The 12,060-nt window shown below is 71.2% G+C and carries 10 protein-coding genes; 2 read left to right on the top strand and 8 right to left on the bottom strand.

What is annotated here, in order from left to right:
• Positions 1-22 precede the first annotated feature (22 nt).
• The gene (locus JUB10_RS09630; protein WP_207456154.1) at positions 23-1,357 is read left to right on the top strand and encodes an aminotransferase class III-fold pyridoxal phosphate-dependent enzyme; all 1,335 of its coding nucleotides are present in this window, start codon (positions 23-25) and stop codon (positions 1,355-1,357) included.
• 47 nt (positions 1,358-1,404) lie between these two features.
• Here the strand turns inward: JUB10_RS09630 and JUB10_RS09625 are convergent, their stop codons facing one another.
• Positions 1,405-2,157: an SDR family NAD(P)-dependent oxidoreductase gene (locus JUB10_RS09625; protein WP_207456146.1), complete on the bottom strand. Its 753-nt coding sequence runs from the start codon at positions 2,155-2,157 to the stop codon at positions 1,405-1,407.
• A gap of 60 nt (positions 2,158-2,217) precedes the next feature.
• Positions 2,218-2,685, bottom strand: a complete 468-nt coding sequence (locus JUB10_RS09620; RefSeq protein ID WP_207456145.1) for an OsmC family protein — start codon at positions 2,683-2,685, stop codon at positions 2,218-2,220.
• A gap of 43 nt (positions 2,686-2,728) precedes the next feature.
• Here JUB10_RS09620 and gabT point away from each other — a divergent pair, with 43 nt between their 5' ends.
• Positions 2,729-4,108, top strand: a complete 1,380-nt coding sequence (gene gabT / locus JUB10_RS09615) for a 4-aminobutyrate--2-oxoglutarate transaminase (RefSeq protein ID WP_207456136.1) — start codon at positions 2,729-2,731, stop codon at positions 4,106-4,108.
• Positions 4,109-4,185: 77 nt separating this feature from the next.
• Here the strand turns inward: gabT and JUB10_RS09610 are convergent, their stop codons facing one another.
• From JUB10_RS09610 to JUB10_RS09585, 6 genes are all read right to left on the bottom strand, one after another.
• Positions 4,186-4,860 (bottom strand): DUF6518 family protein, encoded by a 675-nt coding sequence (locus JUB10_RS09610; protein WP_207456134.1) that lies wholly within the window; start codon positions 4,858-4,860, stop codon positions 4,186-4,188.
• Between the two features lie 94 nt (positions 4,861-4,954).
• On the bottom strand, positions 4,955-5,749 hold the full coding sequence (locus JUB10_RS09605; protein ID WP_207457024.1) for an ABC transporter permease: 795 nt from the start codon (positions 5,747-5,749) through the stop codon (positions 4,955-4,957).
• Positions 5,750-5,757: 8 nt separating this feature from the next.
• Positions 5,758-6,675 (bottom strand): ABC transporter permease, encoded by a 918-nt coding sequence (locus JUB10_RS09600; RefSeq protein WP_207456132.1) that lies wholly within the window; start codon positions 6,673-6,675, stop codon positions 5,758-5,760.
• 2 nt (positions 6,676-6,677) lie between these two features.
• A complete protein-coding gene (locus JUB10_RS09595; RefSeq protein WP_207456129.1) occupies positions 6,678-7,856 on the bottom strand; it encodes an ABC transporter ATP-binding protein in 1,179 nt (392 codons plus the stop codon).
• A 17-nt stretch (positions 7,857-7,873) separates the two neighbouring features.
• On the bottom strand, positions 7,874-9,097 hold the full coding sequence (locus tag JUB10_RS09590) for an ABC transporter substrate-binding protein (protein WP_207456127.1): 1,224 nt from the start codon (positions 9,095-9,097) through the stop codon (positions 7,874-7,876).
• A gap of 117 nt (positions 9,098-9,214) precedes the next feature.
• Complete coding sequence (locus JUB10_RS09585; RefSeq protein WP_207456125.1) at positions 9,215-12,043, bottom strand: FtsK/SpoIIIE domain-containing protein; 2,829 nt, start codon at positions 12,041-12,043, stop codon at positions 9,215-9,217.
• Positions 12,044-12,060: the final 17 nt, after the last annotated feature.

Below are 12,060 nucleotides of genomic sequence, written 5' to 3'. Positions count from 1 at the left end.
CCCCCAGTTCTAGCATGAAGGGATGACGGAGACCTTCGCGGTGGAACAGAGACGCAAGCTCGTGACCTCCCTCCCGGGACCCAACTCGGTTGCCCTTCAGCGGCGACGCGAGAAGTCGGTCAGCCGGGGCGCGGGAACGCTCGCGAACATCTACATGGACCACGGCGCGGGGGCGATCCTCGTCGACGTCGACGGCAACCAGCTCATCGATCTCGGCTGCGGCATCGGCGTGACGACGATCGGCCACGCCAACCCCGCGGTCGTCACCGCCGCGGCCGAGCAGGCCGCGAAGCTCACCCACACCCTGTTCACCGTGACGCCCTACGAGAACTACGTGCGCGTCGCGGAGAAGCTCGCCGAGATCACTCCCGGCGACTTCGAGAAGCGCTCGATCCTCGTCAACTCCGGCGCGGAGGCGGTGGAGAACGCGGTCAAGATCGCTCGCAAGTACACGGGACGCCGCGTCATCCTGTCGCTCGACCACGCGTTCCACGGCCGCACCAACCTCACGATGGCGATGACCTACCGGCCGTGGCCGGAGCGGGCCGGCATGGGCCCGTTCCCCGGCGACCTGTTCAGCGTGCCCGTCAGCTACCCCTTCCGCGACGGCCTGAGCGGGGCGGATGCCGCGGAGCGGACGATCGACTACATCCGCACCCACATCGGCGCGAGCGAGGTCGCCGCCTTCTTCGTCGAGCCGATCCAGGGCGACGGCGGGATCGTCATCCCGGCCCCCGGCTTCTTCGCCCGGATCAAGGAGTTCTGCGAGGAGAACGGCATCGTCTTCGTCGCCGACGAGATTCAGGCCGGAATCGCCCGGACCGGCGCGTGGTACTCGATCGAGCACCACGGCGTCGTGCCCGACCTCGTCACGAGCGCGAAGGGCATCGCGGGCGGCTTCCCGCTCGCGGCCGTGACCGGACGCGCCGAGATCATGGATGCCGTGCAGCCCGGCGGCATCGGCGGCACCTTCGGCGGCAACCCGGTCTCGACCGCGGCGGCCCTCGCGACGTTCGAGGAGATCGAGTCGAAGAACCTGATCGCGGAGGCGCAACGGGTGGAGCGCGCCCTGCTCGCCCGGATCGGCGACTGGGCCGAGCGCTTCGACATCGTCGGCGAGGTCCGCGGCAAAGGCGCGATGTTCGGGGTCGAGCTCGTGCGCCCCGGCACCCGCGAGCCCAACCCGGAGGCGCTGCACACCGTGCTCACCCACGCGACGGCGAACGGCGTGATCCCGCTCGACGCCGGCAGCTGGGACAGCGTGCTGCGGCTGCTGCCGAGCGTCGTGATCAGCGAGGAGCTGATCGACGACGCCGCCGGCGTGCTCGAGGAGGGGCTGGCGAAGGCGCAGGGCTGAGGCGCCGGGAGGCCCGGGCGGCGACGGTCGGCCCGGGCCTCCGCACGTCACTGCGCGGCGTAGGCGCCGTCGACGAGGTGGTACGAGCCGGTGATGAAGCTCGCTTCGTCGCTCAGCAGGAACGCTACGAGCGTCGCGACCTCCTCGGCGCGGCCGAGCCGCCCGATCGGGTGCAGCCCGACGAGGCCCTGCATCTGGTCCTGGTCGAGGGCCTTCGTCAGCAGCGGCGTCTCGATGTAGCCCGGTCCGACGGAGTTCACCCGCACGCCCTGGCTCGAGTACTCGATCGCCGCGGTCTTCGTCAGGCCGACGACGCCGTGCTTCGCGGCGACGTAGGCGGGGCTTCCGGCGGTGCCGTTGGTGCCGAGGATCGACGCGATGTTCACCACGGCGCCGCCGCCCGCCTCGACGATCGCGGGCAGCTCGTAGCGCAGGCCGTAGAAGACGCCGTTGAGGTTGATGTCGATGACCCGCTGCCAGCCGTCGATCGGGTACTCCCCCGTGTGCGCCAGCGGACCGCCGATACCCGCGTTGTTCACCGCGAGGTGGAGCGCGCCGAACTCGCGCTTGGCGAAGTCGACGACCGCCTCGTTCGCCGCGGGATCGGCCGTGTTCTGCTCGAAGGCCGCGGCGCTGCCGCCCGCCGAGGTGATCTCCTCGACCACGCGGTTCGCGCCGGTCATGTCGATGTCTGCCACGACCACTCTCGCCCCGTCGGCCGCGAGCAGCTTCGCGACGGCCTCTCCGATGCCGCTGCCGGCACCCGTGACGAGCGCGGTCTTTCCGTCGAATCGAGCCATGTCTCTTCCTTCCGTGGGTCCCCCGTTGGACACCCCTACGGTAAGAAGCGAGGCTCAGAACTAGCCGACGGTCGTCGTGACCACCTCGTGCTTCACCGGGAAGTTGACGGATGCCGCGATGAAGCACTTCGCGGCGGCCTCCTCGTGCAGCGCCGTCGCGGTCTCCGGGTTCCCCGCCGAGATCGTGACCCTCGGCCGGAGCGTGACCTCAGTGAACCTGCCGCCGCCCGAGGCATCCGTGCGCATCGTGCCGACGGCGTCGTCGACGTACGTCTCGACGATCACGCCATGGTTCGCGGCGACGTGGAGGTAGCTCAGCAGGTGGCACTGGCTGAGCGCCGCGAGGAGCAGCTGCTCGGGATTCCAGCGGGAGGCGTCGCCGTGGAACGTGCGGTCGCTCGACCCGGCGATGGGCTCGAGCCCCTCGGCACGCACGACGTGCTCGCGGGCGTAGTCGCGGTACCCGCTCGTGCCGGTGCCGCGGTTGCCGGTCCATTCGAGGGAAACGGCGTAGGAGTGGTCGCGCATGAGCGTCCTTCCGACAGGTCGCGGTTCTAGACTCGATCCCATCATGACGAACACCCTCGACACGACCGCCACCGGATCCGAGCCCATCGAGCAGACGCGACGCGTCGTGACCGAGATCCCCGGCCCCCGCTCCCGAGAGCTGCACGAGCGCCGCCTCGCCGTGGTGCCGAAGGGCGTGTCGAGTGCCCTTCCGGTCTACATCGAGAAGGCGCACGGCGCGATCCTCGTCGACGTCGACGGCAACCAGTTCATCGACTTCGGCGCCGGCATCGGCGTGACGACGGTCGGCCACACCGTCGAGCCCGTGGTGCAGGCCGCGGCCGAGCAGCTCGGCGACGTGCTGCACACGCTCTTCACGATCACGCCCTACGAGGAGTACGTGCGGGTGGCGGAGCTGCTCGCCGAGCACACCCCCGGCGACTTCGCGAAGAAGACGGTGCTCGTGAACTCGGGCGCCGAGGCGGTCGAGAACGGCGTCAAGATCGCGCGCAAGCACACGGGCCGCAACGGCGTCGCCGTGCTCGACCACGCCTACCACGGCCGCACGAACCTCACGATGGCCATGAACTACAAGGCCTCCCCCTACGCCACCGGCTTCGGCCCCTTCGCCGGCGACGTCTACCGCGCGCCGAACTCCTACCCGTTCCACGACGGACTGAGCGGGGCGGATGCCGCGAAGCGCACCATCACCTACCTCGAGAAGACCGTCGGCGCGGAGGACCTCGCGTGCCTCGTCGTCGAGCCCATTCAGGGCGAGGGCGGCTTCATCGTGCCCGCCGACGGCTACCTGCCGGCTCTGCAGGAGTGGTGCACCGCGAACGGCGTCGTGTTCATCGCCGACGAGATCCAGAGCGGCATGGCCCGCACGGGTGCGTACTTCGCTAGCGAGCACTTCGGACTCGTTCCCGACCTCGTGCTGAGCGCGAAGGGCATCGCGGCGGGTCTCCCCCTCGCGGGCGTGACCGGCCGCGCCGAGATCATGGACGCGGCCCAGCCCGGCGGCCTCGGCGGCACGTTCGGCGGCAACCCCGTCGCCGCCGCCGCGTCGATCGCCGTGTTCGAGCACATCGAGCAGGCGGGACTGCTCGCCGAGGCGCGCCGCATCGAGGGCACTCTCAAGCCGCTGCTGCTCGAGCTGCAGCAGAAGCACCCGATCGTCGCCGACGTCCGCGGCATCGGCGCGATGCTCGCGATCGAGCTCGCCGACCCCGAGACGCACGAGCCCGACGGCGCCGCGGTCACCGCGATCATCCAGCACGCGGCGAAGAACGGGGTGCTGCTGCTGAGCGCCGGCACCTACGCCAACGTGCTCCGCTTCCTGCCAAGCCTCGCCGTCACCGACGAGCAGATCCGTGAGGCCGTCGCGATCATCGACGAGGCGATCGGCGACCACGCCGGCAAGGCCGTGCTCACGACCGTCTGATCGGACGACGACGAAGGGTCCCGCTGCGATGGCGGGCCCTTCGTCGTCGCCGCGCGTTCTCACTGCAGCACGAAGGTTTAGAGCCAGTAGAACGTGGCCGCACCGAGGGCAGCGAGGCCGACCGCCGCGAACACCGATCGCCGAGCGGGGCGGATGCCGAGCGCGGCGACGAGCACGAGGACCCCGGCCGCGAGCTGGATGCTCCAGTAGACCGGACTCGTCGTGGCGGCGACCACCACGAGGCCGTACACCCCCTCGCCGACGAGCACCGCCGAGAGCACCGCGACGCCGAGCGGCCGGAGCGGCACGGGGGCCCAGCGCGCGGCGGAGGCCGCGACGCCGAGCACGGGCCCCGCCGCCATTCCCACGAACGTGAACAGGTCGGTGAAGGGCGCGGAGTAGAAGGCGCCCAGGGAGGCGCTCACCGCGCCGTACGACTCGACCATCGCAACGAACGCGACGGCGCCGAGCGGAGCGGCGAGCAGGGGACGCGCACGACCGGCCCAGACGAGGAGGAACGCGAGCGCGGTCCAACCGCCCGCGGAGTTCGCGAACGAGTTGACCGCGGCGGGCAGGGCGCCCTGCAGCAGCGGTGTGGCCGCGCCGACGGCGACACCGCCGAAGAGCGCGACGGCCGTCGCGATGAGCGCGGAGCGCCAGGACTCCCGCCACCACCCGGTGCCGGCGGCCCGGTCGGCGCGGGCGCTGCCTCCGGGGCCGTGGTCGCGGGCGGAGGCAGCGGCGGTGGTCATGGCACCGACGTTACGGCGGCGCGGCGCCGCCCGCGTCAGCCTGGAGGACGACCCGCGTCAGTCGGCAGGGCGATCGCCGTCAGGCATCCGTGCCCTACTGCTGCAGCAGTCGCTTGCGGCGCACAGCCCCCGTCAACTGGACCGCGAGCACGATCACGATCGCCAGCAGGAAGACGGCGCTCGCGATCACGTTCGCCTCGGCCGGGATGCCGCGGGCCGCGGCCGTGTAGATGTACTTCGGCAGCGTCACCTCCGGGCCGGCGTTGAAGTTCGTGATGATGAAGTCGTCGAAGCTGAGGGCGAAGGCGAGCAGTGCCGCCGCCACGATGCCGGGCAGCAGCAGCGGGAAGGTGATGCGCCAGAACACCTGGCGGGGGTTGGCGTACAGGTCCCGCCCGGCCTCCTCCAGCGCGGGATCGAGGCTCGCGACCCGGGCTCGCACCGTGACGACGACGAAGCTGATGCAGAACATGATGTGCGCGAGCACGATCGTCAGCATCCCCTTTTGCACGCCTGCGGCGAGGAACTGCGCCGCGAGGCCCGAGCCGAGCACGACCTCCGGCGTCGCCATCGGCAGGAACAGCAGCAGCGTCGTGCTCGACCGGAACCGGAACCGGTAGCGCACGAGGGCGATCGCGATCATCGTGCCGAGCACCGTGGCCACGAGGGTGGCGACGAGACCGATCGCGATGCTCTTGCCGAACGCGGTGCAGACGTCCTGGGCCTGGCAGACGCCGAACCAGTTGTCGAGCGTGAACCCGCGCCACGAGATGTTCGACCGGCGGGAGTCGTTGAACGAGAACGCGATCGTGTAGGCGATCGGGATCAGCAGGAAGACGAAGGCGATGACGCTGTAAACCGGCAGCGCCCACTTGCCGAAGCCACGCATGCCGCGCATCAGATGAGGTCCTCGGTGCGGGTGAACAGGACGTAGAAGGCGACCGGCACGAGGATGAGCGCCATCAGGATGACCGACAGCGCCGAGGCCTCGGGATAGTTGCCGGTCTCGATGAACAGCGTCTCGATCACGTTGCCGACCATGGCCGTGCCCGTGCCGCCCAGGAAGTCGAGGCTCGCGTTGACGTAGTCGCCCGCCGCGGGGATCAGGACGAGCAGCGACCCGGAGATGATGCCGGGCAGCGACAGCGGCACCGTCACACGCCAGAAGCTCGACCACGCGTTGGCGTAGAGGTCGCGACTCGCCTCGAGCAGCCGCAGATCGAGGCTCGCGAGCGACGCGTAGATCGGCAGCACCATGAACGGCAGGAAGTTGTAGGTGAGACCGAAGATCACCGAGAAGTCCGTGCCCGTGAGGCGGGCACCGTCGGGCAGCACCTGCACGAGCTGCAGGAACCCGAGCACCGGGCCCTCGTCGCTCAGGATCTGCTTCCAGGCGAGAGTGCGCAGCAGGAAGCTGATGAAGAACGGGGCGATGACGAGCGTCAGCGCGAGCCCCTGCCAGACCGGCCAGCGGCGCAGGGTCACCGCGATGAAGTACGCGAGCGGATAGCCGAGCAGCAGGGCCGCGACCGTCGCGGCGCTGGAGTAGGCGATCGAGCGGACGATGTGGCCGCCGTAGGCACCGAAGACGTCGGCGTAGTTGTCGACGTTGAACGCGTACTCGTACTGCCCGAAGTCGCCGAACTCGGCGGGGCGCTGCAGGCTCGTGAGGATCAGCGAGATCAGCGGGGCGAGGAAGAACACGGCGAGGTACGCCAGTCCCGGCAGCAGCAGGAGCAGCGCGACGCGGCCGCGCTTCGTCGGCTCCTGCTGCGGCGCGAGCGCGGTGTCCGACGCGAACGCGGTGAAGGCCACGGTCAGACCGCCTCGGCGACGACCCCGGGAAGCCCGGGGGCGGACGCCTCGTCGTCGAAGTGCGGACGGGTCTCGGCGATGTCCTCGAGCCCGAACCCGTGCTCGATCGACCAGGTGAGCCAGACCGTCGCGCCGCGGTTGATGACGGCGCCGTGCACGAGGTTCTGCGAGAACACGATGATCTGCCCGACGCCCGGTACCGCCACGAGGTACTGCGTGCTGACGCCGCTGAAGGACACGTCGACGACGCGCCCGGGCCCGAGCGTGTTGACCCCGTCGAGCGACGGTTCCTCGAGGTGGAGCAGCAGCTTCTCCGGACGGACGCCGATCGTGACCTGCCCGCTGCGGCGCGCGGCGCGGGCCGCGGGCACGACGACCCGGCGGCCACCGACCTCGAGCGCGATGAGCGCGTCGGTCGCCTCGAGCACCTCGCCGGTGAAGAGGTTCGACTGGCCGAGGAAATTGGCGACGAACGCGGTGCGCGGCAGTTCGTAGAGCTCCTGCGGGGCGCCGAGCTGCTCGATCCGCCCGCGGTTCATCACCGCGACGGTGTCGGCCATCGTCATGGCCTCCTCCTGGTCGTGCGTGACGTGCAGGAAGGTGAGGCCGACCTCGGTCTGGATCGTCTTGAGCTCGAGCTGCATCTGACGGCGCAGCTTGAGGTCGAGCGCGCCGAGCGGCTCGTCGAGCAGCAGCAGGGCGGGCCGGTTGACGACCGCGCGGGCGAGCGCGACGCGCTGCTGCTGCCCGCCGGAGAGCTGGGACGGCTTCCGGCCAGCGAGGTGGTCGAGCTCGACGAGCTTGAGCGCCTCGATGGCCTTCACCTTGTAGTCCGAGACGCCGCGCCGCTTCAGCCCGAAGGAGACGTTCTCGAGGATCGTCATGTGCGGGAACAGGGCGTAGCTCTGGAACACCGTGTTGACGGGCCGCTCGTGCGGCTTCTGCCCCGTGACATCCGACCCGCCGATGAGGATCCGGCCGGAGGTCGGTTCCTCGAGTCCCGCGATCAGCCGGAGCGTCGTCGTCTTGCCGCAGCCCGAGGGGCCGAGCAGGGCGAAGAAGCTTCCGGCGGGGATCGAGAGATCGAGTTCTTCGATGGCGCGGTAGCCGGGGAACTGCTTGGTGATGCCGACGAGCTCGAGGTCGGCGCCCGACTCGGCGGGCTTCGATGGTGCTGCCATAGGTGTATCGCGACGGATCAGGCGCCGAGCAGGACGCTCTGGAACTGCTCCGCGAACTCGCTTTCCTCTTCGTTGGTCAGGGTGCGGAAGACGTGCACCTGGGAGAGCTTCTCCTCGTCGGGGAAGATGTTCGTGTCCTCGGCGATGTCGGGGAACAGCTCGCGGGCCGCCTCCTGGGCGCCCTCGACAGGGGTGACGTAGTTGACCCAGGCGGCGACCTCGGCCGCGACCTCGGGGCGGTAGTAGTAGTCGATGAGCGTCTCGACGTTGGTCTTCTTCGTCGATCCGATCGGGATGATGAAGGAGTCGTTCCAGAACGTGCCCCCGGCCTCGGGGATCGCGAACTCCCAGCGGTCGCCCGCCTCGAGGTTCAGGGCGGCGATGTCGCCCGACCAGCAGATCGCGGCGAGCGTGTCCTCGTTCTGCAGGTCCTCGATGTACGAGTTGCCCTTAACGTTGCGGATCTGGCCCCGCTCGACCTGCTCGCGGAAGACGTCGTTGGCGGCCGTGAACTCCTCGGCGCTGAAGTCGCCGGAGATGTCGACGCCCTGCTCGAGCATGATGAGCCCGATCGTGTCGCGCATCTCGCTCAGCACGCCGACGCGGCCCATGAGGTCGGGGTTCTCGAACAGCTCGGTGACGCTGCGGATGCCGTTCGGCAGCGCCTCCTTGTTCCAGGCGATACCGGCGAAGCCGCCCTGCCAGGGCATGGAGAACGTGCGGTCGGGGTCGAAGTCGGCCTGATTGAGGATCGGCAGCAGGTTCTCAGTGTTGGGCATGTTGGAGCGGTCGAACTCCTGCACGTAGCCCTGGCGGATCATGCGGGCGACGATCCACTCGGTGAGGCAGACGGTGTCGGCGCCGATGTCCTGGCCGAGCTGGAGCTGGTCGCGCACGCGGCCGTAGTACGAGTTGTTGTCGTCGACGTCGACGCGGTACTCGACCTCAATGCCCGTCTCCTCCTGGAAGCGGACCAGGGTGGGGTAGTTGCCCTCGTCGTCCTCGTCGATGTAGAGCGGCCAGTTCGCCCAGATGAGCGACTTGTCGGACTCGGAGCGGTCCTCGGCGGCCTGCGGCCGCTCACCGCCGCCGGAGGAACAGGCGGCGAGCGCGAGGCTGGCGGCGCCGAGCCCGCCGAACTGGAGCAGGTTGCGGCGGGACATGGTGGCGCGGCGGGCCTGCAGGACGAGCTGACGGATCAGCGGATCCGTGGGAAGGGAACCGGGCTGCGGGCGGGTCATCGGTGCACTCCTTCGGCTGAGCGGACCCCCAGGGGTCGCGTGTGGGTAGATACAAGCACACCCCCTCCCCCGGCTCATACACTCACGGACCAAATCGTCGATCCTGAAACATAGATTTCACGAAATCAGCGGCGCACTCGGTGTTCGACGGCGTTTTTGCGCAGTGGCCACAACGGGATCAGTAGATGCGCCCGCGGCGGCACGGAGGCTGTCCTCGACGCTCTCGGGCAGCCTCGCACGGTGCACCGAGCCGTCCTCGTGCAGCAGCCAACCGCTCCCCCTCGCGGGGTCCACGAGCGGCGGCGTCCCGCTCGGGCGCGCGAGCATCCGCAGGTCGCTCGCCGAGCAGCGGTCGAAGTACACCGCGCCGCGGCGACGCGCTGCCGAAAAGGCGCGCGGGTCCGACTGCCACTCCTGGGGGTCGCCCACCCACGCCGCGTACGCGTCGGCGGCCTGCGTCGCCTCCACCCCGTGCACCACGAGCCGGTCGCGCAGCACGCCCGCAAGCGCTCGGGCGCGCCGGGACACGATCGCCAGCGGGAGCTCGAGCGGCTGAACCGTCCCCGTTCTTTCCCCGGCGGTCTGCGGCGCGTCGCCGATAGCGATCTGCAGCCGCCGCCCGTCGTACCATCCCACACCGGGCGGCAGTGCGCCGGACCACTCGCCCGGCCGCCCGCCCGCGGCGTGGTGCTCCTGCCGGTCGGCGACGCGCAGCAGGACGCGGTGGGGGCAGAGCGCGGCGAGACCCAGCACCGGTCCCGCGAGTCGCTGTGCGGTCAGGACGACGGTGGTGTCGCTGAGGTCGCGCAGCAGACGGGTGAGCGCGTCCGTCAGCACCGCGCGGTGCTCGTCGCCGGCCCGCGCGAGCAGGGCGTCGACGTCGTCGACCAGTACGAGGGCGGCGTCGCCACCGCCCTCGGCGAGCGCGGTCAGCACGTCCCACGCGTGCTCCAGGTCTGCGCCGACCCGGGCGATCGATGACCCGGCCTGCTGCTCGAGGGTGTCGAGCAGCGTCGTGCGGCCGCTGCCGCGGGTGCCGAGCACGAGCGTGTTGCCGTGCAGCACCGCCCTTCCCCTGTCCTGCTCCTCGGGCAGGTCGACCAACCCGAAGGCGAGACCGGGCGCGTGGGCGGGAAGGGCCGAGAGCGGCAGCTCGGCCGGGAGCGGCTCCTGCCAGGGGCGCCGGGGCGCGGGTGCGTCCGACCCGGCCTCCGCGGCCGCAGCGACGTCCTCCGGCGAGGTCAGCGCCACCTGGAAAGCGCGCGGCGCGCCGTCACCCGTCGCGACGACGGCCCGCCCGCGGGGAGTGCGCGGAAGCTCGGCGGCGTCGGGTACCCCGAGCAGGGCGACGCTGTCGGGACGGCTGGTGACGCGCAGCGACAGCCGCAGCGGGCAGTTGGCGAGCAGGGAGTCGCGGACGACACCGGCGGGACGCTGCGTGCAGACGATGAGGTGCAGCCCGAGGGACCGGCCGCGGGCCGCGACGTCGGCGAAGAGCTCGTGCAGGTCGGGGAACTCGGTGAGCACCGCAGCGAACTCGTCCACGACGAGCACGAGGCGCGGCAGGAGCGACCCCGGCGGGACGTCGTCGATCGTCCGGACCCGCGCTTCCGCGAGCACGCGCTCACGGTGCCGGATCTCCGCGCGCAGACTCGCGATCGCGCGGGCGGCCGACGCGGCGTCGAGGTCCGTGACGACGCCCACCACGTGGGGCAGCGCTCGCACCGGCTCGAAGGACGCGCCGCCCTTGAAGTCGATCAGGAGGAACGACACGACGCTCGGCGGATGCTCGCGCGCGAGAGACACCACCCACGTCGTGAGCAGTTCGCTCTTGCCGGTGCCGGTCGTGCCGCCGATGACGGCGTGCGGCCCGTCTGCGACGAGATCGATCACGACGGGCCCCGTGGCATCCACGCCCAGCGGGCAGGCGAGCCCGGCGCCGCCCGCGGCCGGCGGGAGCTCCGACACGGCGGCCGCGTCCGGCAGGGCGCCGCCCGTCCCTCGGCCGCTCGAGAGCGCGAGCCGCGCGAGCGACGCGACGTGCCGCTCGGCGTCTGCGAGGGAGACCAGTTCGACCCGGAACCGCTCGCCGGACGCCCGGTCCGGATGCCGCGTGAGGACGGCACTCGCGCCGGTCAGCCGGACGACGACCCGGCAGCCGCGCGGCAGATGCTCGGCGGCGGAGGCGGCCGCGAGCACCAACTCGGCGCCCGTCCTCCCGTCCGCGAAGCGCAACTCCTCCGGCGAGCCCACGCGGCGATGCGGGGCCGTGCCGAGCCAGGCGAGTTCCACCGTGTCGGGCGCCAGCAGCGTGACGCGCCCAGGGTCGAGCAAGGAGAGCAGCTGCACGGCGAGGGCGCGGAGCGCGGGCCCGGTGATCGCGGGCGGTCCGACGAGCCCGATCCCGTGCCGGGCGTCCACGGTCACCGGGGCGTCGGACAATCGCGCGGCGCTCTCGGCGACGGCGGCGAGTTCATCGTCGACGCCGTCGTCCCGTCGGTCGGCGGTCAGGGAGACGGCGCTCGGAACGATGCCGCGGCCGAGCACGAGCGGCACGGCCGCGGACAGGTCGAGCCGCCAGCGCTCGGGGTCGGCGGGCGCCGCGGCCAGGTGCGCGAACGCACCGGGGTGTCGTCGGTCGAGCTCGGCGCGCTCGGCGTCGTGGGTCGCCGCGACCTCGGATTCGATGCGGGCGAGATCCGCGCGGAACCGGACGAGCCCGCGGCGCCGTGTCCTGCGCGCCTGCACGCGGTGGTCGAGCCATCCGGCCACGGCGACGGCGGGCCCGAGCGCGGCGAACAGCAGGGCGAACGGCGACCGGGTGACCGCGAAGATCACCAGGGAGACGGCGACCGGAGCGAGGGCCGCGACGACGGGCGGAGTGAAGGGCGGAACGGTCTCGGGGCGGCGGGGCGGGGCGAGGGGCGGCATGACCGTCCCAGACAAGCGCGGCCGGGCTCCTC

It is taken from the genome of Desertivibrio insolitus (assembly GCF_017355965.1).
Lineage (GTDB): Bacteria > Actinomycetota > Actinomycetes > Actinomycetales > Microbacteriaceae > JAFIQW01.
This window is presented reverse-complemented; position numbering and strand designations above follow the sequence as displayed.